This is a genomic window from Flavobacterium frigidimaris (assembly GCF_002217275.1).
In the GTDB taxonomy this organism is placed as follows: Bacteria; Bacteroidota; Bacteroidia; order Flavobacteriales; family Flavobacteriaceae; genus Flavobacterium; species Flavobacterium aquidurense.
Genome location: NZ_MUGV01000006.1, coordinates 21,231 through 44,177, shown reverse-complemented (window position 1 = coordinate 44,177; position 22,947 = coordinate 21,231). Strand labels below are relative to the sequence as shown.

General features: G+C 32.1%; 19 protein-coding genes and 1 tRNA gene. 8 read left to right on the top strand and 12 right to left on the bottom strand.

What is annotated here, in order from left to right; all coding sequences use genetic code 11:
* Positions 1 to 27: 27 nt before the first annotated feature.
* A complete protein-coding gene (locus B0A65_RS02625) occupies positions 28 to 504 on the bottom strand; it encodes a helix-turn-helix domain-containing protein (RefSeq protein ID WP_074661476.1) in 477 nt (158 codons plus the stop codon).
* 312 nt (positions 505 to 816) lie between these two features.
* Between B0A65_RS02625 and B0A65_RS02620 the strand changes: the two genes are divergently transcribed.
* The 4 genes from B0A65_RS02620 (at position 817) to B0A65_RS02605 (ending at position 5,722) form a co-directional block, all read left to right on the top strand.
* Positions 817 to 1,971 carry a M14 family metallopeptidase gene (locus tag B0A65_RS02620; protein ID WP_074661473.1) on the top strand — a complete coding sequence of 385 codons (1,155 nt, stop codon included), beginning with the start codon at positions 817 to 819 and terminating at the stop codon, positions 1,969 to 1,971.
* 77 nt (positions 1,972 to 2,048) lie between these two features.
* Complete coding sequence (locus B0A65_RS02615) at positions 2,049 to 2,528, top strand: Lrp/AsnC family transcriptional regulator (RefSeq protein ID WP_008468989.1); 480 nt, start codon at positions 2,049 to 2,051, stop codon at positions 2,526 to 2,528.
* Between the two features lie 90 nt (positions 2,529 to 2,618).
* Complete coding sequence (locus tag B0A65_RS02610) at positions 2,619 to 5,204, top strand: phosphoenolpyruvate carboxylase (RefSeq protein WP_074661469.1); 2,586 nt, start codon at positions 2,619 to 2,621, stop codon at positions 5,202 to 5,204.
* An 11-nt stretch (positions 5,205 to 5,215) separates the two neighbouring features.
* Complete coding sequence (locus B0A65_RS02605) at positions 5,216 to 5,722, top strand: DinB family protein (RefSeq protein WP_394335680.1); 507 nt, start codon at positions 5,216 to 5,218, stop codon at positions 5,720 to 5,722.
* A 111-nt stretch (positions 5,723 to 5,833) separates the two neighbouring features.
* Here B0A65_RS02605 and recQ read toward each other — a convergent pair whose 3' ends face one another.
* From recQ to aroB, 5 genes are all read right to left on the bottom strand, one after another.
* The gene (recQ, locus tag B0A65_RS02600) at positions 5,834 to 7,942 is read right to left on the bottom strand and encodes a DNA helicase RecQ (RefSeq protein WP_074661465.1); all 2,109 of its coding nucleotides are present in this window, start codon (positions 7,940 to 7,942) and stop codon (positions 5,834 to 5,836) included.
* A 155-nt stretch (positions 7,943 to 8,097) separates the two neighbouring features.
* A complete protein-coding gene (locus tag B0A65_RS02595; protein ID WP_074661462.1) occupies positions 8,098 to 8,505 on the bottom strand; it encodes a DNA primase in 408 nt (135 codons plus the stop codon).
* A gap of 9 nt (positions 8,506 to 8,514) precedes the next feature.
* Positions 8,515 to 9,483 (bottom strand): deoxyhypusine synthase family protein, encoded by a 969-nt coding sequence (locus tag B0A65_RS02590; RefSeq protein ID WP_026985069.1) that lies wholly within the window; start codon positions 9,481 to 9,483, stop codon positions 8,515 to 8,517.
* A 97-nt stretch (positions 9,484 to 9,580) separates the two neighbouring features.
* Positions 9,581 to 10,984, bottom strand: coding sequence for a type III PLP-dependent enzyme domain-containing protein (locus B0A65_RS02585; protein WP_074661459.1), 1,404 nt, complete (start codon positions 10,982 to 10,984; stop codon positions 9,581 to 9,583).
* 291 nt (positions 10,985 to 11,275) lie between these two features.
* On the bottom strand, positions 11,276 to 12,343 hold the full coding sequence (gene aroB, locus B0A65_RS02575; RefSeq protein ID WP_074661454.1) for a 3-dehydroquinate synthase: 1,068 nt from the start codon (positions 12,341 to 12,343) through the stop codon (positions 11,276 to 11,278).
* 269 nt (positions 12,344 to 12,612) lie between these two features.
* Between aroB and B0A65_RS02570 the strand changes: the two genes are divergently transcribed.
* Positions 12,613 to 13,785: a proline dehydrogenase family protein gene (locus B0A65_RS02570; protein ID WP_074661452.1), complete on the top strand. Its 1,173-nt coding sequence runs from the start codon at positions 12,613 to 12,615 to the stop codon at positions 13,783 to 13,785.
* Between the two features lie 109 nt (positions 13,786 to 13,894).
* On the opposite strand, the gene B0A65_RS02565 is transcribed toward B0A65_RS02570, so the two are convergent.
* Both B0A65_RS02565 and B0A65_RS02560 read right to left on the bottom strand, forming a co-directional pair.
* Positions 13,895 to 15,202 (bottom strand): porin, encoded by a 1,308-nt coding sequence (locus tag B0A65_RS02565; RefSeq protein ID WP_074661450.1) that lies wholly within the window; start codon positions 15,200 to 15,202, stop codon positions 13,895 to 13,897.
* Positions 15,203 to 15,241: 39 nt separating this feature from the next.
* On the bottom strand, positions 15,242 to 17,032 hold the full coding sequence (locus B0A65_RS02560; RefSeq protein ID WP_074661447.1) for an ABC transporter ATP-binding protein: 1,791 nt from the start codon (positions 17,030 to 17,032) through the stop codon (positions 15,242 to 15,244).
* Positions 17,033 to 17,296: 264 nt separating this feature from the next.
* On the opposite strand from B0A65_RS02560, the gene B0A65_RS02555 reads away from it, so the two are divergent.
* Positions 17,297 to 17,374: transfer RNA gene (locus B0A65_RS02555), tRNA-Val, on the top strand.
* Positions 17,375 to 17,405: 31 nt separating this feature from the next.
* On the opposite strand, the gene B0A65_RS02550 is transcribed toward B0A65_RS02555, so the two are convergent.
* The 3 genes from B0A65_RS02550 to B0A65_RS02540 form a co-directional block, all read right to left on the bottom strand.
* The gene (locus B0A65_RS02550; protein ID WP_074661735.1) at positions 17,406 to 18,335 is read right to left on the bottom strand and encodes a DUF2268 domain-containing putative Zn-dependent protease; all 930 of its coding nucleotides are present in this window, start codon (positions 18,333 to 18,335) and stop codon (positions 17,406 to 17,408) included.
* A 30-nt stretch (positions 18,336 to 18,365) separates the two neighbouring features.
* Positions 18,366 to 19,157: a TlpA family protein disulfide reductase gene (locus B0A65_RS02545; RefSeq protein WP_083370478.1), complete on the bottom strand. Its 792-nt coding sequence runs from the start codon at positions 19,155 to 19,157 to the stop codon at positions 18,366 to 18,368.
* Between the two features lie 102 nt (positions 19,158 to 19,259).
* Complete coding sequence (locus B0A65_RS02540; protein ID WP_074661437.1) at positions 19,260 to 20,087, bottom strand: helix-turn-helix domain-containing protein; 828 nt, start codon at positions 20,085 to 20,087, stop codon at positions 19,260 to 19,262.
* 265 nt (positions 20,088 to 20,352) lie between these two features.
* On the opposite strand from B0A65_RS02540, the gene B0A65_RS02535 reads away from it, so the two are divergent.
* The gene (locus tag B0A65_RS02535; RefSeq protein ID WP_074661434.1) at positions 20,353 to 21,336 is read left to right on the top strand and encodes a type I glyceraldehyde-3-phosphate dehydrogenase; all 984 of its coding nucleotides are present in this window, start codon (positions 20,353 to 20,355) and stop codon (positions 21,334 to 21,336) included.
* Positions 21,337 to 21,383: 47 nt separating this feature from the next.
* The gene (locus B0A65_RS02530) at positions 21,384 to 21,998 is read left to right on the top strand and encodes a pyridoxamine 5'-phosphate oxidase family protein (RefSeq protein ID WP_074661431.1); all 615 of its coding nucleotides are present in this window, start codon (positions 21,384 to 21,386) and stop codon (positions 21,996 to 21,998) included.
* A 146-nt stretch (positions 21,999 to 22,144) separates the two neighbouring features.
* Here the strand turns inward: B0A65_RS02530 and B0A65_RS02525 are convergent, their stop codons facing one another.
* Positions 22,145 to 22,882 carry an SDR family oxidoreductase gene (locus tag B0A65_RS02525; protein ID WP_074661428.1) on the bottom strand — a complete coding sequence of 246 codons (738 nt, stop codon included), beginning with the start codon at positions 22,880 to 22,882 and terminating at the stop codon, positions 22,145 to 22,147.
* Positions 22,883 to 22,947 lie beyond the last annotated feature (65 nt).

Here is a 22,947-nt window from a genome sequence, read left to right as displayed (position 1 = left end):
AATTTTAAAATACGCGAAAATTTCGAATCACGGGATATATACCTTAAATGTCCCGTTTTTATAAAAAAATACAATTTTCTCAATTTCGTCTTCTTTTGAAATGAAATTTGAGTTTTTAACTTCAACAGCATTTCTGGTTTCTGTTTTTATTTCTTCTTCATAATTCATTTCAGAAAATAAATCTTCTGAAGCAAAATTTTCTGAAGATGAACGAGGGGAATGTGGTTTTACAATTTCTGAAACTATTTCGTTATTTGAATTTTGAGTTTGTTCCTCCACTTTTGGAAAACTCCCTTTTCCATTTAATATCCAATATAAGTCTACATCAGGAAAAACATCCATAATTTTCATAACAAAATCTAAACTAGGTTTGTTTCTGCCAGAAAGTAGGTGAGACATACTAGAACGTTGCACCCCAATTTTATCAGCAAAAGAAGACGCATTTAGACCATAATAATCTAGTATAATTTCAAGTCGTTTTACAAAATCATCTATGTTTACCATTGTAAATTATTGTTTTAAAAAGTCATGTTTACAAATGTAATCAAAAGAAACTAATAAAGCAATTTTACAGATGTAAATCGCATATTAAAGCTTTAAAATAGAGAATTATAGCTTTAAATAACAATATGTAACTTATTGAAATTTAGTAATTAAACTGTTTTAACATGAAGTAATAACAAATGTTAATTGATAATAGTAGAATAGTCTAAAAACGCACTAGAATCTTGTTTACAATTATAAATTACCGTCTTTTTTAAATGTTTACAATTGTAAAAATAAAGATGTTTACTTTTGTAAACTAATCAAAAGACAATGAATTTAGAAGAATTATTTAACCTGCACAAAGAACAATCTATAGAAGGACGTTACTTGACATTAGATCATATTCAGCCTTTATTAGACAAATTAAATAGTAATAATCAGGTCCAGATTATTGGCAAGTCGGTTTTGGATAAACCTATATATAGTTACCAAATTGGTACAGGAGAAACCCGTATTTATCTCTGGTCCCAAATGCACGGTAATGAAAGTACCACAACTAAAGCTCTTTTTGACTTTATAAATGTATTGAACAGCGGTTCTGATTTCGCGAGGCAATTACTTGATAAATTTACTTTCTATACTATTCCGATATTAAATCCTGATGGAGCAGCACTATATACGCGTGAAAATGCTAATAAAATTGATTTAAACAGAGACTCTCAAAACCTGACTCAGCCAGAGAGTAAGATCCTTAGAGGGGTTTTTGAAACATTTATGCCGCATTATTGTTTTAATCTTCATGATCAGCGTACTATTTTTGGAGCTGGTAATACTGGTAAACCCGCAACAGTTTCTTTTTTAGCGCCTTCGTATAATGAAGAAAGAGAAATAAACGAAAACAGATTAAAAGCGATAAATCTAATTGCCGGAATCAATGATACACTACAACAGTATATTCCTGGACAGGTTGGACGTTTTGATGATTCGTTCAATATCAACTGTATAGGAGATACTTTTCAATTTTTAGGTGTGCCTACAATCTTATTTGAGGCAGGTCATTTTCCTAATGATTATGAGCGCGAAATCACCCGAAAGTTCCTATTTTTCTCATTAATTTCGAGTTTTAAACTGCTTTGCGAAAACGATTTAGTTGATAACAGAATTAATGATTATTTGAATATTTCACAAAATAAAGTGGTTTTTTATGATTTTATGTATAAAAACATCAAAATAAATTATGATGGTATCGAAATTATTACGAATTTTGTCGCACAATACAAAGAAGAATTGATTGAAAATGAGATTCACTTTAACGCTTACATCGCAGAAGTAGGTGAATTGGAAAATTATTTTGGACATTACGAATATGACGCTCAGGGAGCAAATTATTCAGATAATCATAATACTTTTCCGAAAGTGAACGAAAAAGCAGATTTTTATTTAAATAAAAATGTTAAATTTGTTAACGGATTGATAAAAAGTTAATTTTTATGTGAATTTGTTGTTTTTTATATATATTTTTATACTTTGTAATAGCAATTAGTAATATTAATTAAAGAATTATGAGTAAATTTCGTTTAGATGAAGTAGATCACCAGATTTTAGATATGTTAATAGACAATACGAGAGTTCCGTTTACTGACATTGCAAAAAAACTATTGATATCTGCTGGAACAGTACATGTTAGAGTAAAAAAGATGGAAGACGCCGGTATAATAATGGGATCTTCATTAGCCTTAGATTACGACAAATTAGGGTATTCATTTATTGCTTATGTAGGTGTATTCCTTAACAATACGTCTCAAACTAAATTTGTATTAGAGCGAATCAATCAAATTCCATTCGTAACAGTGGCTTCTGTAACAACAGGAAAATTTAATATTTTTTGCAAAATTAGAGCAAAAGACACTAAACACGCAAAAGAAGTTATCTTTATGATTGACGATATTGACGGAGTTTACAGAACTGAAACTATGATTTCATTAGAAGAAAGTATAAACGATAAGAAGCGTTTGATGCACACTATTTTTAAAAATATGTAATATTTTCTTGAATGCTATATTAAAATATAACCTCAAGTTTATTCTTGGGGTTTTTTTATGACTAATTAACCAACCAACTACAACACGATTATGTACACGTTGCCAAAAATTGAACGTTTTAATCAAGATGTTCTCTCAAAATACCACATTTATAATAGTGTTTTTATAACATTACCCTTTGATTCTATTGATAATACAGGAGTTTTACTTCCTTTATTTACAGAAACTTGCGAAACGGGTTTTAGAAAACAGGAAACACCGAAAGAAATTTTTGATTTTTTCTCAAATAAATACCTAAATAACGCTTCTGAGACAGAAAAAATCGATCTAATGTTTCGATTTATTCAATATATAGAACGTCAGATTGTACTATTTGATGCTATTGAAGATGCTGCTTTTCCTGCTGTTAATAACATGGAAGGACGCGGATCTTTGCGTGATATCAAAGAAAAAACAGATGCTAAAGAGAAGAATGAAGAACTAATAGAGTTTCTTGAAAACTTTAATGTAAGAACCGTTTTAACGGCACATCCAACGCAATTTTACCCTGGACCAGTTTTAGGAATTATCAATGATTTAACGGATGCTATTCGTTTAAATGATTTATTAAAAATAAAACAATTATTAGCACAATTAGGAAAAACACCTTTTATTCAGAATGAAAAACCAAATCCATACGATGAGGCGGTAAGTTTGATCTGGTATTTAGAGAATGTGTTTTATGCAACTTCGGGAGAAATTGTGCACTATTTACAGAAAAACATACTACACGGAAGTGCTATTAAAAATCAATTAATCAAACTTGGTTTCTGGCCGGGAGGTGACCGTGATGGAAATCCTTTTGTTACAACTGAAATTACTTTGAAAGTAGCAGAACGTTTGCGTACTTCTATTTTAAAGTGTTATTATGTTGAGATGAGAAACCTAAAAAGAAAGTTAACATTCTCAGGTGTAGATACTTTGGTATCCGAACTTGAACATAAACTTTACCGTTCTGTTTTTTATTCTAAAGGTGAAATTTACATTACTTTAGAAGAATTACTATCGCAATTAAATAAAATAAGAACTATAATTATCGAAAAACACCAATCGCTATATCTTGATGAATTGGAAGCTTTTTTGGTAAAAATCAATTTATTTGGTTTTCATTTTGCAACTTTAGATATTCGTCAGAATAGTAAAATTCATGATGCTGTTTTTAAAGATGTTGTAAATCATTATTTAAATTCAGATTCAAAAATTTTCCCGGAAAACTACTTTGAATTATCTGAAAGTGAAAAATTAGATGTTTTATCTAAAGTTAAAGGAGATTTAAATCCAGCTGATTTTAATGATGAAATAACAAGATCGACATTAGAATCAGTTCAGGCAATCAAGACTATTCAAAAAGCTAATGGTGAATTTGGTGCCAATCGTTATATTATTAGTAACAACGAAAGCGCTCTGAACGTAATGGAAACTTTCGCCATGATTCGTTTGAATAATTGGGAGAATCCTACTGTTGATATTATTCCGCTTTTTGAATCGGTTGATGATTTGCAGAATGCGCACGAAATTATGGAGCAGTTGTACACCAATCCTGAATATTCGAAGCATTTGCAGGCAAGAGGAAACAAACAAACTATTATGCTTGGTTTCTCTGACGGAACTAAAGATGGTGGTTATTTGATGGCCAACTGGAGTATTTACCAGGCTAAAATTTCATTGACTGAAATTTCAAGAAAGTACGGAATTCATGCTATTTTCTTTGATGGACGTGGTGGACCTCCGGCACGTGGTGGTGGAAAAACACATAAATTCTACGCTTCTTTAGGACCAAAAATTGAAAACAACGAAATTCAGATTACAGTTCAGGGGCAAACGATTAGTTCGAATTTTGGAACTCTTGATTCTTGTCGTTATAATATCGAAAACTTGTTAAGTGCTGGTGTTACTAATCAGGTCTTTAGTAAAGAAGATAACGAATTAAGTGCTGATGAAACTCAAATTTTGACACAATTGGCTGATTTAGGATATGATAAATATCTAAGTTTTAAGAATCATCCAAAATTCATTCCGTATTTAGAGAAGATGAGTACCCTGAAATATTATTCTAAAACCAATATTGGAAGCCGTCCATCAAAAAGAAGCAAATCAGAATCATTGGATTTTGCTGATTTAAGAGCGATTCCGTTTGTTGGTTCATGGAGTCAGTTAAAACAAAATGTACCTGGATTTTTTGGAGTAGGTTCTGCTTTAAAATATTTTGAAGAAAGTGGGCAATGGGATAAAGTGAGTGATTTGTATCATAATTCATTATTCTTTAAAACACTTCTGGAAAACAGTATGATGTCATTGGCAAAATCATTTTTACCATTAACAGCATATATGCGAAATGATCCTGAGTTTGGAGAATTCTGGCAAATTATCTACGATGAATTTTCAGAAACAAAACGTCTTCTGCTTAAAATTGCGGGTCATAAAACCCTAATGGAAAACTATCCTGATGGTATAGCATCAATTCAAATAAGAGAGCGTATTGTATTGCCATTGTTGACAATACAACAATATGCTTTGTTGAGAATTAATGAATTGAATAACAATAAAAGCGGGAATGAAGAGTTGATCAAAGTTTATGAAAAAATAGTAACGAGATCGCTTTTCGGAAATACAAATGCGAGTAGAAACTCGGCTTAAAAATTGAATCAATGAAATTACCAGAAACTGAATATTCCGGACCTTTTGCAAATTACATTCAGGAAGCCGGAGAAATTAATTTGATTGAGGAATTAGAAATTTCGCTTCATGATTTTATAAAATTTGTTCAAAATATTCCGTTAGATAAATTTGATTATCGCTACGCGGAAGGAAAATGGACGATTAAAGATATCATTCAGCATTTAATTGACTGTGAGCGCATTTTTGCTTATCGTGCGCTTCGTTTTTCAAGAAATGATAAAACAGCTTTACCGGGATTTGAAGAAAATGATTATGTAGTTAATACAAATGCAAACGGAAGAAGCATTCAGGAATTGTTGACGGAATTTTCTGCGGTAAGACATTCAACTTTATTGTTTTACAAAAGTCTTTCTGAAGAACAACTTAAAAGATTAGGAACAGCTTCAACGCATCAGCTTTCGGCTCGAGCTTTGGGACATGTAATTATTGGACATCAAAAGCATCATCAAAATGTTTTTCAGGAAAGATATTTATAAAATCTGAAAAAATTTAAGAATAAAAAAATCCTGTGAAAATATGTTCACAGGATTTTTTGTTTTTAGAATTTCTATTCACATAAATTTCTATAATTATAAATATAATAAATTCTATTTATTCCTTTCGACAATAGCGAGGCCAAAGCGTATCTTATCATAAGATAATTTTTCTTCAAAATGATCGTAATAAGGTTTTAATGCTGTTGGATATTCAAGCTCAATTTGCGCTTTATGTAATTGTTTCACTTCATCATCTGTCACAAATGGACTTAAATCTATATCTTCACCATCTGCATATAGTTTTGCCAAATGTGAAATAATCGTTGTTTGTCCTAAATTTCTTTTTCCTGCAATTTCTTCAATACTATTACCTTCGTTAAAAAGTGCTAAAGTCGTTTTATAAGTGTTACCCTCTTTTTTTACTTTAGTTTTTTCCTTTTTTACTTTTTCGTAATAAATAATTGCATCTATAAATTCTGAGCCGTATTTTTCAAGTTTAGCTTTACCAACTCCCTCAACTGCCAGGAATTCCTCATCACTCATTGGCCGTAATGTTTCCATTTGTCTTAATGCAGCGTCACTAAAAATTACATAAGCAGGAACATCTTCATCCTTGGCAATCTCATAACGTAGTTTTCGAAGTATTTCAAAAAGAGAATTTTTAACTGTTTTAGCTTTTACTTCTTTAATTTCATTTTTATCAATTACTTTTTTAACGACTGTTGTTAATTTTACTTTTTCTCCTTCAAACAAAACCTTCTTCGCAAAAGCTGTTAATAAAATCTTGTTGTGTTGATGAAACGCAATTTCGCAATATCCTAAATTAATTAACTGAATCAAATATTGATTCCAGTCGTACCATGAAATGTCAGCACCAATTCCGTACGTTTTTAAGCTTTGATAATTTTTTTCGTAGATATAGGCGTTTTTTGAACCTCTTAAAAAATCTACAATCACAGCTAAGGTTTCAGATTCTTTTAAGCGACTAATAGCTGACAGTGCTTTTTGCGCGAGAATCGTACCGTCGAAAAATTTTGGAGGATTTTTGCAAATATCGCAATTACCGCAATTCTCTTTAACTAATTCTCCAAAGTAAGAAAGTAGAATTTTTCTACGACAGCTTAATGCATCGGCATATTGCTTCATTCTTTCTAACTTTGCCAATTGCACATCAGAATTTAAACCTTCAGAAGCAAATTTTTGCAACTGTATTACATCGGCATAACTTTCAAATAAGACTGTTTCTGCTGGTAATCCATCACGTCCGGCGCGACCAATTTCCTGATAATAGCCTTCAATATTTTTGGGTAAATTATAATGAATAACCCAGCGCACATTCGATTTATCAATTCCCATTCCGAAAGCAATTGTAGCACAAACCACCTGACAATCGTCATTTATAAATTCATCCTGTGTTTTTGCACGAAGTTTATTTTCTAAACCTGCATGATATGCTTTTGCCGAAACACCACTTTTTTGTAATTTCTGAGCTAATTCTTCTGTTGTTTTTCTGCTTAAGCAATAAATTATTCCAGATTCGTTGGGTTTATTTTCTACAAAATCAATAATCTGTTTTACGCGATCAAGTGCCGGGCGAACTTCTAAACTTAAATTTTGTCGATCAAATGAAGCAACAAAAGTCTTTGGATTTTTTAAATTTAGTTGTTTGGTAATATCAGTTCGGGTTGCTTTATCAGCTGTGGCAGTCAATGCAAGGATTGGAGTAGAAGGGAAGCGGTTTTTTAGATAACCTAAATTGGTATAAGCGGGTCTAAAATCATGTCCCCAGGATGAAATGCAATGCGCTTCATCAATTGCAATCAAACTAATTGTCAATTCATTAAAAATAACATCTAAATAAGATAAACTTTCCGGAGCAATATAAACAAGTTTAAAATTATTCGATTTTAAATTGTCAATATAAAATTGCTGTTCTTCACTTGATTGGCTACTATTAATATAACAGGCATTGATTCCGTTAGTTTTCAAACTATCCACCTGATCTTTCATCAGGGCGATTAAGGGTGAAATAACAATCGTAATTCCAGGCAAAACTAAAGCGGGTAATTGAAAACATATTGATTTTCCACCACCAGTTGGCATAATCGCTAAAGTATCCTGACCAGCAAGTATGGTATTGATAATTGTTTCCTGATTGGGACGAAATTTTTCAAATCCAAAATTCTCTTTTAATTTGGCGTGTAGTAGTTCTGTATTCATTTGGCTGTTATTTTTAAACGCTAAATTTAAAGAAATTTCTTACAAAATATATTAATATTAAATTTATTATCTATATTAAATATCAAGTTTAATTGGGGTAATAAAAAAAAGGAACTCAAATAGGAGTTCCTTTACTTTATTTTGAAAGAGATAAATTAATCTTCATCGTCTTCATCATCATCTTCGTCTGCAATATCATCCGGATCTCTGTCTTCATCATCGTCATCACCACCATCAACATCTGGTTTGTCTTCTTTTTCATCTTCTTCGTCATCGTCACTATCATCATCAAGATCCAAACCTTTTACTGGTTCAATTGTATCAACGTCAAGATCAATATCATCATCTTCATCGTAATTCTCGATTCTATCAGCAAGTTTAGTACTAATTTTTACTAAATAAATAGTGTCTTCAGTACGAACTTCAACAGCTTCGATCAATTCGTTTTTAGCATTTCTAAAACGGATAACATCCGAATCATCATAACCATCAGGAAATTTCTCAACCAAAAGGTTCAAAATTTCATTGGTAAGTTTAGCGTAGTCTACTATAACTCTTTTCATAAAAATATACTATAAATCTAATAAATAGGCAAAAATTAATGGAGCAACAATTGTTGCATCCGACTCAATAATAAATTTTGGGGTTTTGATATCTAATTTACCCCAAGTGATTTTCTCATTTGGAACTGCTCCAGAATACGAACCATAGCTGGTTGTTGAATCTGAAATTTGGCAGAAATAACTCCAAAATGGAATATCGTGCATTTCCATATCCTGGTACAACATTGGTACTACACAAATAGGGAAGTCACCAGCAATACCACCACCAATTTGGAAGAATCCAATTCCGTTAGCGCTATTTTTTGGATACCAGTCAGCAAGGAATGTCATATATTCAATTCCAGATTTCATGGTAGATGCTTTTAAATCGCCTTTAATTACATATGAAGCAAAGATATTTCCCATTGTACTATCTTCCCATCCCGGAACGATAATTGGCAAATTTTTCTCAGCGGCAGCGTACATCCAGCTATCTTTTAAATCTATCTCATAGTATTCTTCTAATACACCTGACAATAACATTTTGTACATGAATTCATGAGGAAAATAACGTTCTCCTTTATCGTCAGCATCTTTCCAGATTTTGTAAATGTGTTTTTGTAAACGACGAAATGCTTCATGCTCCGGAATACAAGTGTCTGTAACACGATTTAATCCTCTTTCAAGCAAAGCCCATTCGTCTTCTGGTGTTAAATCACGATAATTTGGCACTCTTTCGTAGTGAGAGTGTGCAACCAAATTCATGACATCTTCTTCTAGATTGGCTCCGGTACAAGAAATAATCTGTACTTTATCTTGTCTAATTATTTCGGCAAAAATTTTACCAATTTCTGCTGTACTCATAGCGCCAGCCATACTTACCATCATTTTAGCACCGTTTGCCAATTGTTGTTCATATGCTTTTGCAGCATCAACTAAAGCAGCAGAGTTAAAGTGTAAATAATGTTTTTCAATAAACTGACTGATTGGTCCTTTCATTTTTTTTGTTTTTTTTTGAATTAAAAGTTTAACCTTTTAGATGATACTGCAAATTAATAATTTTATGGATATTAACATTTAATTTGCAAGTTTTTTTTTATACTTTTTTTGTGTAGCCTAAAATCTTTAAAACATCGTCAGAAGTCTGTTGTTCAGAGAAAACTTCGGTTCCAATAATTCCATTTTCATCACGATCTATTAAGATATGTTTTGGCTGCGGAATCAAACAGTGGTGTAAACCTCCGTATCCTCCAATTGTTTCCTGATACGCTCCGGTATTAAAGAAACCAATGTACAATGGCTTTTCTTTGTTGTATTTAGGCAAATAAATAGCGTTCATATTTTGTTCTGAATTGTAATAGTCGTCACTATCGCAAGTCAATCCTCCCAATAAAACCCGCTCGTATGTATCATTCCAACGGTTAACCGCTAACATGATAAAACGTTTATTTATAGCCCAAGTATCCGGCAAAGTGGTAATGAATGATGAATCAATCATGTTCCATTTCTCTCTATCATTTTGTTGTTTTTGATACAAAATCTGATAGATTGCGCCACCGCTTTCACCTACAGTAAACGATCCAAATTCTGTGAAAATATTTGGAACATCAACTTCGGCTTCATCACATGCAATTTTAATCTGATTGATAATTTCATCAATCATATATTGGTAATCATATTCAAATGCAAGAGAGTTTTTAATAGGGAAACCACCTCCGATGTTCAAACCATCAAGAGTAGGGCATTCCTTTTTAAGTGCGATGTATACTTTAATACATTTTACTAACTCATTCCAGTAATATGCTGTATCGTTAATTCCGGTATTGATAAAAAAGTGAAGCATCTTAAGCTCTAATTTATCATTTTCCTGAATTTGTTTTTTATAAAAGGCAACGATGTTTTTGTATCCAATACCTAATCTTGAAGTATAAAACTCAAATTTAGGCTCTTCCTCAGCTGCAATACGAATTCCAATTTTAAATTTACCTTTTATTTCAGCCTGAAGCAAATCTAATTCTTCGTAATTATCAATAATCGGAATAGTATTTTTATGTCCGTTATTGATTAGCCTTGCAATATTGGTAATATATTCGTCTCTTTTAAAACCATTACAAATTACATACGTACTCTTGTTGATTTTACCGTTTTCTAACAAATTCTCCACAATATTAATGTCAAAAGCAGATGAAGTTTCAACATGAATATTGTTTTTAAAAGCCTCATTCATAATATATTCAAAATGAGAGCTTTTTGTACAATAGCAATAGTAATACTTTGCTTCGTACTTGTTTTTTTCCATCGATTTTCTGAACCAGGCTTTTGCCTTATTAATGTTTTCAGAAATCTGTGGCAAGTAGGTAAATTTTAATGGGGTGCCGTATTGTTCAACCAATTTCATCAAATCGATATTGTGAAATTGTAAGTTGTCTTTGTTTAATTTAAATTCCTCTTGTGGGAAATAATAAGTTTGATTAATTAGATCAGAATATTTAGTATTCATTTAATATATTTTAAATTGTAATTTTTAGATTTTATACGTTGCAAAATCTAAAATTCAAACCCTAATATTGGCAAATACAATTTCTAATTTTTCATTCTCTGCTTTTGAATAAAGAAAAACCTCAAAACAAAACGGACTTTTACTATTATAAAAACGATTCAACATTCTTAATAAAGAACTATTGAGACGGTTTCTATAAGAACTAAAGTGTCTTTGTTTGTTGTTTGTTTTCATCGTGGCAAATGTAAAAAATAATATATACCTAAAGCAATCCTTTTGATTAAAAAAAGTTTAAGATTTATAATCTTGAAACGCATCGAGAATCAATTTATTTTCAACGGATTGATTAATTTTAATTTTTCCGATGCCTTCAATCAGGGCAAATTGAATTAATCCGTACTCATTTTTTTTGTCATGAATAAGGAGTTCCAATATCGGATCGATGTCATTTTCTTCAATTTCAACATCGTCGTAAATATTTTTAAGAGCTGTTTTAATTTCAGCATATTCTTCAGCAGAAATTAAATTTTTATGCAAAGAAATGTAACTTTCTAAAATCATTCCAATTGCAATTGCTTCGCCGTGTAATAAAGTGGTCTTAACGTCGCTTTCTAAAAAATAACTTTCGATTGCGTGACCTAATGTATGACCGAAATTCAATGCTTTACGAATGTTTTTTTCTGTTGGATCCTGAATTACAATATCATTCTTGATTTCAACCGAACGATAAATTAGTTCATCAAAATCAGCATAATCAATAGATTGTAAATCTAAAAACTGTTTCCAATAAGCAGCATCATATATAAGACCATGTTTTAGCATTTCAGCCAAACCAGAGCGCATTTCGGGCTGAGACAACGTTTCCAGATATTGAGTATCAATCAAAACCATTTGAGGAACGTTGATAACGCCAATCTGATTTTTAAGATTTCCTAAGTCAACTCCTGTTTTTCCTCCAACAGAAGCATCAACCATAGATAATAATGTTGTTGGAACATTGATAAAGTTAACACCACGTTTGAAAGTGGAAGCTACAAAGCCGCCCAAATCAGTAACAACGCCACCTCCAACATTGATTATAAGTGATTTTCTATCGGCACCAAGCTCTGTTAATACATTCCAGATTTGAATACAGGTTTCAATATTTTTGTTTACTTCTCCAGATTCAAATTCAATAATTTCGATATTTAAATCGGTTTCAAGTAAAGGTAAAAATTTAGGAAGGCAATGTTCATTTGTTTCATTATCAACTATAATAAACAAATTAGAATATTTATTTTCTTTTAAGTGTGTATTTAAAGCTTCGTATGCATTTTGGTTGAAATGTACGAGATAATTATTGGCTTGAATCGATTGCATATTTATCTTTGGTTTATTGAACCACAAAATACGGCATTTTTAACTAAATAATATTCAAACTTTGTCTATAATTTGTTGTAAAAACGGCTTAAATAAAATGGTATTAAATAACGAAATTCTATTTTGTGGTAATTTTTTGTCATTTTTTAAAATATTGCTTTTTTGTTAAAGTCTGCTTTGCTACTTTAACAGTATTGAATGCAAAATAGGGCCTATTTTTATAAATAATATTCAAAACTCTCTCTATATTTGCACAAAAAACAACCTAAATGGAAAAAATATTCGATAACACTCAGGTAGCATTTTCACTTAAAAGTGATACTGAACTTGACAGAGCTTATTTTCTTTTTAAAATGATTGATAGCGAACCTTTGGTAAGAATTGGAACTGCTGTTACTAATTTTGCTATCAAAGCACATCTTCCTGTGGAAGGATTAATTCGTGCAACGGTTTTTGATCATTTTTGTGGAGGAGTAAATGAGGATGATTGTATAACTGTAGTAGATAAAATGTTTACAAAAGGCGTTTCATCTGTTTTGGATTATTCAGTTGAAGGAAAAGAAGAAGAAGCACAATTTGATGCCGCTTTAGAAATGACTTTAAAAACAATCGAATTTGCTAAAGAACGTTTGGCAATTCCATTTGCCGTTTTCAAACCTACAGGTTTAGGGCGTTTTGAATTGTATGAAAAATTAGGCGAAAAACAAACTTTAAGTCCATCAGAACAAGCAGAGTGGGACAGAGTAATAGCACGTTTTGACAAAGTTTGCAGTGAAGCGCACAAAAAAGATGTTGCCTTATTGATTGATGGTGAAGAAAGCTGGATGCAGGATGCTGCTGATGATTTGGTTACCGATATGATGCGTAAATACAACAAAGAGAAAGCTATTGTTTTTAATACGTTGCAAATGTACCGTTGGGATCGTTTGGACTATTTGAAAAAATTACATGAAATTGCTAAAGCAGAAGGCTTTTTTATTGGAATGAAATTAGTTCGTGGCGCTTACATGGAAAAAGAAAACAAACGAGCAGAAGAGAAAAATTATGTTTCGCCAATTTGCGTATCTAAAGAAGCAACGGATGTAAATTATGATTCAGCTGTTCATTATATGCTAGATCATTTGGAAACAATGTCCATTTTTGCAGGAACTCACAACGAATTGAGTTCTTATAAATTGATGGAAATGATGCAGCAAAAAGGAATTGCCAAAAACGATAACAAAATCTGGTTTGGACAATTATACGGGATGAGCGATAATATCAGTTATAATTTAGCCGAAAACGGTTATAATGTGGCGAAGTATTTACCATTTGGACCAGTAAAAGATGTTATGCCATACTTAATTCGTCGTGCTGAAGAAAATACTTCTGTAGCCGGGCAAACAAGCCGTGAATTATCAATGATTAAAGCAGAACGTAAGAGAAGAAAAGGAAAAAAATAGTTTTCAGTCTCAGTTTATAGTCGCAGTGCTTATCTGTCAATAAAAAAATCCAAATTTCAATTGTAACGATTGGAATTTGGATTTTTTTTATTGGAATTTTTATGTTTTTTTAGAAAGAAACCTGGCATTGTAAAACGACCATTCCTAAGCGATCACTTTGTTTGTATTGCCCAACCAGTGTTTTATCATAAACAGCTCTATTCTGGTAATTTAAACTAATTTTTGGACCTAAAGTTCCTGTGGTATAATAGTTTGCTCCTAATTCATACATTGTCATTGGTTCGTCTAAAGCTTCTAAAGCAGCAATTTGAGTTGCTATATAAGGTTGAAAACGTCCTTTTTTTGTCTGATTGTCTGACTTTGCAAATAAATAACCCAATTGAGCATAATAGATATTTCCTGTACCCACACCAATAAAACCAGCTCCGGAACCGTTAATTAAATTTCCGTCTCCAACAGCAGGATTTGGTGTCGACACAGATTGAATGTAATTTTTACCATAATCGCAATTATTATAAGCTGCGTATGCGGTTATAGCATTGCCTTTTTCGCTTAACGGACTGTCGTAAAAAACATCAAAACCTAAAACTTTCATATCATCATAAACAACTGTTGCATCCGGTGTAAGGTGCCACATTGCTTTTGCCTGAGTCAAATAACCCAATGCCATATTGAAAACTTTTTTTGTTCCTAAATAAGTTCCTTTATGATAAGCATCTTCCAGTGATTCTTTATCGAAGAAAGAATATGTTAGAATTCCGGAATATTGAGCTCTAGGTGTTTCTGTACTAACAGTAGAATTCAGTCCAATATTATTTGCTGTAGTACGATATGGATTCGTAATAGCCGTACGATAATTAAACTTTCCTAAATCTCCTTTTGCGTAAATACTTAAATTTCTATTTCCGAAAGTTGATGATGTGTTTATAAACTGCTGATACATTGGCGTATCTAAAGTTAATTGAGAAGAAGAACTGTTTGCAGAATAACGTGTTGTTCCTGCTCCCCAAGCTGTTAATCCACCACCAATATGAAGACTTTTGTTAAAATGATATTCTCCTAAAGCATCCATTACAGAGAGAGGAGCATTAGACGGACCATTATTCTGTGTAAAATTGATATTGTTTTGACCAAACTGCAAATGGAAGAAAATATTCTCTGTAAGCATTCCCATTGCCTGCAAACGCAATCTTCTGATTACAATATCGTATGTATCATCCACTTCATTTGTGCCAATTTTACTTCCTGCATTCAATTCTGAATAGCGTCCCCAAACCTGAAGATTCATCCCGAATTTTATATATTGGGCCCCGTCTTTAGAGATATTGACAACGTTGAAAGGTTTATCTTGAGCAAGAACACTAATAGTATTTAAGACAATAAATAATAAAATCAGAATAATTCGTAAATGTGGCATTTCAATAGTTTAAAGGTAGTTAGTGTTATTTTTAATTCATTAAGAATTACTAAATTGAAGATTACTAAGGTTTTTATAAATACCATTTTCAAGATTTATAAGTTCCTGATGTGTTCCTTCTTCTGTAATTTTTCCGTTATCTAAAACTAAAATTTTATCTGCATTTCTAATAGTTGATAGACGATGTGCAATGATAATACTTGTTCTTCCTTGCATTAATACTTCTAAAGCTTCCTGAACTAATTTTTCACTTTCACTATCTAAAGAGGATGTCGCCTCATCTAAAATTAAAATACTTGGGTTCTTAAGTAAAGCCCTTGCAATTGCAATACGCTGACGTTGCCCACCAGATAATTTTACACCGCGTTCTCCAACCAATGTTTCAAATTTTTCCGGGAAACCTTCTACAAAATTTAAGGCATTTGCCTGTTTTGCTGCTAACATAATCTCTTCGTCGGTAGCATCTGGTTTTCCGTAGGCAATATTTTCTCTAATTGTTCCTCCGAATAAAATTACATCCTGCGGAACAATACTCATGTTTCCACGTAGATTTTCCAGGTCATAATCGTAAATGTTTTTTCCGTCCACCAGGATTTCTCCTGAAGTGATATCGTAAAAACGTAATAATAGAGAAGAAATGGTTGATTTTCCAGCACCACTAGGGCCTACAATCGCTATCTTCTGACCGAATTCGGCACTGAAATTTACATCTTTTAGAACTTCAACTTCCTTACGGGACGGGTAACTAAAAGCTACATTTTTGAAAGAAACAGTACCTTTTATTTTTTCAATAGGTGTTGTTTTTGGATTTGCATTGATGGCTTCCGGAGTTTCTTCTAATAATTCAAAAACACGTTCTGTTGCTCCCACTGCTTTTTGAATTTGAGCATACATCTCGGCAATTCCACCAAAAGAAGCACCAATAAAGGTTGTATAAAGTACAAATGAAATTAAATCGCCCACACCTTCAACTTCTCCTTTAATTGTTAATGTAATACCGTACCAAACAACAGCAACCACACATCCGAAAAGACATAAAATGATAAAGGAAGCAAAGTAACCTCTGTATTGACCGCCTTTGATCGCGATTTTTACAATTTCTTTGATTTTATTTTTATAACGCTGAATTTCGTACCATTCATTGGCAAAAGCTTTAACGTTGCTGATTCCTTGTAAAGTTTCTTCAACAATTACCTGGCTTTCTGCTACTTTATCTTGTGTTTTCTTTCCGTATTTACGAATAAATCTTCCAAAAATAACAGCTGCTACGGCCACAATTGGCACAATAGCCAACATCATTAAAGTTAATTTAGGGCTAATGTTTCCTAAAATAACAAAACCTCCAACAATTAAAATAAACTGACGTAAGAATTCGGCAATTGTAGTTGTAAAAGTGTCTTGCAATTGCGAAATATCAGCGCTAATGCGGCTATTTAATTCTCCAACACGTTTTTGAGAATAAAACCCCATTGGTAGTTTTACCAGGTTTTCATATAACGCAAAACGTATATTTGAAAGCGAGTTCTCCGTAAAATTCACAAATAAAGAAATTCTAAAGAAGGAGAAGATGGCCTGTAACGTTAGGATTACCATAAGTCCAACAGCAATTTCATTTGCCCTGCTTAAGTCTTTATTAGTTACACAGTCAACCAACATTCCCATTAACTTAGGAAAGGCGAGGGCAGTAGCACTGGTCAATAAAAGGAAAATCAAGCCAAGGAAAAATTTCCATTTGTGGCCTTTACCATATTTAAAAATTCGGATTGCTTTTTGAAGGGAATTAGAGTCTAATTTAGCTTTAGGTAAATCGTTTTCTTGAAATCTAGCCATTTGAGTATACAATTAAGGTATGCAAATGTAAGACTCTAACAAGTGAATACAAAAGAATATTCTAAATTACCTTTTCAGTTTTCAATTTTTAACTAAATAATAAGAAAACGATACTTTTTATTTCCTTTTTAAGAAGCTGAAAAATAGGAAGGTAAATAAAATCATTAAAAAATATTTCATTTTTTTTCTAAAAACACTTGCAAATACGAATTCTAGCTGTATATTTGCACTCGCAATCACAAACGATAGCAACCTAGTAAAATAGGGCGATTAGCTCAGCTGGTTCAGAGCACCTCGTTTACACCGAGGGGGTCGGGGGTTCGAACCCCTCATCGCCCACCAAAAAACTCCTTAAGAAATTAAGGAGTTTTTTTTATTTGAAAAAATCATCAAAACTTTCTTTTTTCGATTTTTGATATTTTTCAATATAAACATCTAAAAAACCACTTTGTTTTAAAAATAGCATCGGGTCTTTTATATTGAGTATTTCTTCAATTGCCTTTTGTTTATCTTTTTGTTTATTGAAATAAGCTTCTGTTATTTTATAGCCCATCCAATATCCTAAATCATTTGGTCTGTCATCTTTCTTAGAGGTTCCATACAACCAATCCTGATAATCAGCATTTTTTAGTCTCGTTACAAATTCCTGAGCTAATTTATCCTTGTTTTGTTCTCCATATTGATAGTATTGCTGATTTATTGCGTCTCCAGAAATAAGTTCTCCTATAAAATCTGCGCCACCTTCAAGTAAACACCATTTCAATAACATGTCTTTACCTTCTATTTTCTGCTGGTAATGAACAAGTTCGTGTGCAATTAAACCTGAAATTCCATCTAAATTTGTAAGTTTTTCAGTTCCTATAATAATTCCCTCGGGAGAAGAAGTTCCGCCAGAATTGAATCTTCCATAAACAAAATAAATAGGAGGGAATTTTGCGTTCGGATACCAATATTTTAGGGCACTATAAATAGCTCTTACTCTCTTTTCCTTAGAAGGAAGACCCTCTAAAACATTTCTTGAAAGTTCATAATCTGCTTTTCTTTTCTTTACAGCAGAAAAAAGAGAATCTGCATTAAGTATTCTGTTCTCCGTAAATCCTTTAACACCTGGTGAACCTTTTTGCATGTATTCAACAAACGGATTTTGTTTTGATTGGTCCATTTTGTCAAATGCTTCCCAGAAATTTTTTGAATCCCGGGTTTCAAAGATGGCATCTAAAGGATTGCTTGAAAAATTATTTTGCCCAAAAAGGCAATTAGAAAAAATAACAAAAAGTCCTGTAACGATAAGGTTTAACTTCATAAGAGGCAATTTAAACATAACTAATGTACTTTATTTAGCAAGCAATTTTTTTATTTCAGCTGCTATAATATCCAAATTATCCGGAGCATTTCCTGTTGCCACATATTTTATAACCCCATTTTGGTCTATTAAAAAGTTTTTAGGAATAGAAGCCGTTGCATAGTTATTCCATATTTTTTTATCCGAGTCAACGCCATAATTAAAGTTAATTCCGTCTTTTCTTAATTTGGTCACTTTATTTAATACTTTTTCTTGTGTCTCTCCACTCGAAATTGCTAAAAACACAAAATCATCCTTTTTAAATGGCTCGATGATTTTTGATGGAATATCATAAAATTCCATTAAACACGGTGCGCACCAGGTTGCCCAGAAATTTACCAAAACAACTTTCCCTTTTAAATCAGAAAGTTTTATTTGTTTACCATCTATTAATTTTAAAGTAAAATCTGTTGCTCTGTCATTTACATTTAAAATATATTCTTTTTCATCATTTTGAGCTACACTTTTGCTTGCTACTGGTTGGGAATTGATTTCTTTGTCTCTTTCAATTTTTTCCTGTTCTGTGTAAATTCCCACTATAATTATAAATTCCTTATCTCCAATTTTATCTCCAAATTTATTAGCTAATTCATTTCTTTCCTTTTCTGAAACTCCTTTGGTCATCGATTTTACATACCCATCGGCACCATATTTTTCGACTGTTTCCATAGACACGATGTCATTGTTTATTACGATTACATATTCGGGTTTTTTGACGACTTTGTCTTGTCCATAAAAGGATTGAGTAATTAATATAAGAGAAAGAAGTAGAAAATTTTTCATGTTTTACTAGTTTTAATACAGCTGTTTCCTGATTAATTTCTTTTTGGTGAATATAAGCAATATCTTTATTATGAATACTTAATCCTACAATATTAAACACAATCAGCTAATTTTTTCTCTAAATTGAACTGGAGAAATTCCTTCTTTGTTTTTAAAAAACCGACTGAAAGTTTGCAAATCTTCATAACCAAGATCATAAGCAATTTCCTTTATAGATAATTGTGTATACGCAATTTGCTTTCTGGCATGAATCATAATACGATCATGAATTATACTCAGTGGAGGTCTTTCAGAAAAAACAGCAAAAAGATTAGATAAGGTTTTTGGCGATTTATTCAATTTAGAAGCATAGAAGGCTACATCGTGATGTTTAGCAAAATGACCTTCAACGAGGTAATTGAATTCTCTTATAATATCGGCCTGACTATTTTCAAGTTTGACATAATTTGCTGTAGCCATCAGGCTTCTTGCACACAAAATCAATACACGTTTTAGCATCGACTGCAACATATCGATCTGTAAATTGTCTTTGGCATCCATTTCAGATAACAAAATATCCCAAGTAGTTTCCATACTTTGAATATGGTTTTCTGAAAGAGGAACTATCGGAATTCCCATCGCTCCGTAAAATAAAAGTCCTTTGCTTCCCACTTCATTGTCATTATTAATAATGCAAAAGAAGTTCTGATTGAATCGTAACATCCTGGCACTTTCAACTTCTAAATAATCAATTTGATGGAATTCAGTCAGAAAAATAATTTCATTTTGAGCTAATCTGTATTTGACTTTATCAACAGAAATATTCATCTCCGAACCTGTATTCCAAAGTAATGTTAATTCAGTGTCTTTCGCTCCAAAAGCCAGTTTTTTATTTTCAGCATTGATTTCTGTCAACAATAAAAATTCATATGAAGTTCCTTTATAAACCATAAATACTTGTCTAAGTTATAAAGTGTAAATGTAATTATTAACTAGACTTCTTCATTTGCAGGATTTAATTATTTCATAATAAAAACGTACTACTTTATTGATTATTAATGTTGTATATTTATTAATTCACATTTAGGATTAAAAAGAATTGATGATTTTTTCGTACTTAAAGAAAAATAGCCAACTCTTCGGGAAAATCTGTTAAACCCCAATGACTGAAATATTTTGAACTTTGTAATGTCTTATATAATTAAAATCAAACAACATGAAAAAAATAGCAATTAATGGTTTTGGTAGAATTGGAAGATCATCACTGAAAATAATTTTGGATTCTCCAGATTTAGAAGTGGTAGGAATTAATGATTTAATGACAATTGAAAATGCAGTTTATTTATTAAAATACGATAGTATTTATGGCAAGTACAATAAGAAAGTAAGTTTTGAAGGCGATTTTATATTAATTGATGATCACAAGATAAAATATACAGCAATAAAAGATCCTGCAGAATTACCCTGGAAAGACTTACAAGTTGATGTAGTAATAGAAAGTACAGGATTTTTTACCAATAAAGCAGACGCAGAAAAACATTTAACCGCTGGTTCTAAATTTGTTGTGATATCTGGGCCGACTAAAGATACACCAACAGTGGTTCATGGTGTCAATACCGAAGATGGAAAAGTTGCTGTTTTTTCATGTGCAAGCTGTACAACGAATAATATAAGTCCGATTATTGAAATTTTAGGACGACGAATAGGTATTAAAAAAGCCATTTTAAATACTACACATGCTTATACAGCATCACAAACATTGGTTGATGCTCCGTCTAAAAGAGAACCCAGAATGGGAAGAACAGCAGGAATAAATTTAGCGCCAGCCGCTACGGGTGCTGCAATAGCAACTACTAAAGCATTACCGCAATATCTTGGAAAATTTGATGGGGTTGCCGTGAGAGTTCCGGTTCCTGTTGGCTCAATATCTGACATTACTTTTGTAACAGAAAAACCAACAACTGTTGAAGAAATTAATTCGATTTTAATCGAAGAATCAAAAACGGCGCGTTATCATAAAGTAGTTGCTGTAACAGATGAACCACTTGTGTCCACTGATATTATAAAAAGCCCTTTTGCCGCTACTGTCGATTTAGAAATGACAAGAGTTGTCGATGGGGATTTGGTAAAAGTAATGGCCTGGTACGACAATGAATGGGGGTTTACTAACCAGATGATCAGACAGATTCAGGAATTATAAAATTCGAATTCTCCAGAAGTAAAGTTGTAAAATCTAAAATATTAGTTATGAATTACGCACAATTAGCCTTTACAGATAACATTAAAAAGATTCAGGAAGAAGCGGGAAGCAGAAACTCTTATGATCGAATGGAAAAAATGTCAGTTGTGGATGGATTGACAGAAAATGAAAGTAACTTTATTAGCGACAGGGATAGTTTTTATATGGCAAGTTTTGGAGAAAATGATTATCCGTACATTCAGCATCGCGGCGGACCGGCTGGATTTATTAAAGTAATTGACAACAAAACAATTGGAATCGTTGACTTTGCAGGTAACAGGCAATATATCTCGACAGGGAATATTTCTAAAAATGAAAAAGTAGCGCTTATAATGGTTTCGTATCCACAAAGAGCACGATTAAAAATCTATGCTAAGGCAAAAATTGTAGAACTGAAAGACCATGAAGCATTATATGATTCTTTAAAACCTGAAGATTATAAATTCCGTCCTGAAAGAATGATGATTTTTGAAATTCAGGCTTACGATTGGAATTGCCCACAACATATTACACCGCGTTATACAACAGAAGAAATAGAAGAAGCCTTATTACCTCAAAAAAAATACATTACTGATCTGGAAAACAAGGTAAAAGAACTGGAATTGAAATTACTCGAAAAATAAAAACACATACGAATGTTACTGTTTTATTTTTGGTGTATGTTTTCTGGATTTTTTAAGTTACCGGTAAATAATTTACTCAATTCATTATACAGAAAACCTCCATTAGAAATAATGGAGGTTTTTCGAATAAAGGTCAAACTAGATTTTTACCAAGGACTAACCTCGGTTTCATCTTCAATATCATTACTATAAAACATACCGGTAGGCGCATCATTAGCTGTTACTGTGTGTTTTATGATGAAGGTTGCAGCGCTTTCAACAGTTCCCGGTCCGTTGTGGTGATTAAAGTCTGTTGCTGTGTAACCAGGATCAATAGCATTTACTTTGAATGGTAAATCTTTAAGTTCGTGGGCCAGTGTAATCGTGAAAGCATTTAAAGCAGCTTTTGAGGTCACATAACTCGTTGCTTTAAAATCGTAATATTTCCAACTTGGATCGCTGTGTAAGGTCAAAGATCCTAAACCAGAAGTAATATTACTAATTCTTGGAGCTTCTGATTTTTTAAGCAATTCTAAAAATGCCTGTGTAACACTAATTACACCAAAAAAATTGGTATCAAAAACATGCTGAATGGCTGTAATTGATGCACTTGACGCACTTTGAGGAAATTCGCCACTAATACCTGCATTATTTATTAGTATATCCAATTTTCCCTGCTCGGTTTCAACTGTTTTTCTGGCAGCTTCTATTGAAACAGGCTTTGTAACATCAATTTCAATCGCTTTGATGTTTTCAAATCCTTCTTTATTTAATTGCTGCACAGCTTCGTTACCTTTTTCAAGGTCACGCGCACCTAAATAAATAAATAATCCTTTTTTTGAAAGCTGTTTTGTTATTTCTAAGCCAATGCTTCTATTAGCTCCTGTAATTAATACTATCTTCATTTTTTTATTGTTTTAAATTATTGAAGCAAAGTTGCGTACTTTAAAAATAGAATCATTTGTCAAAT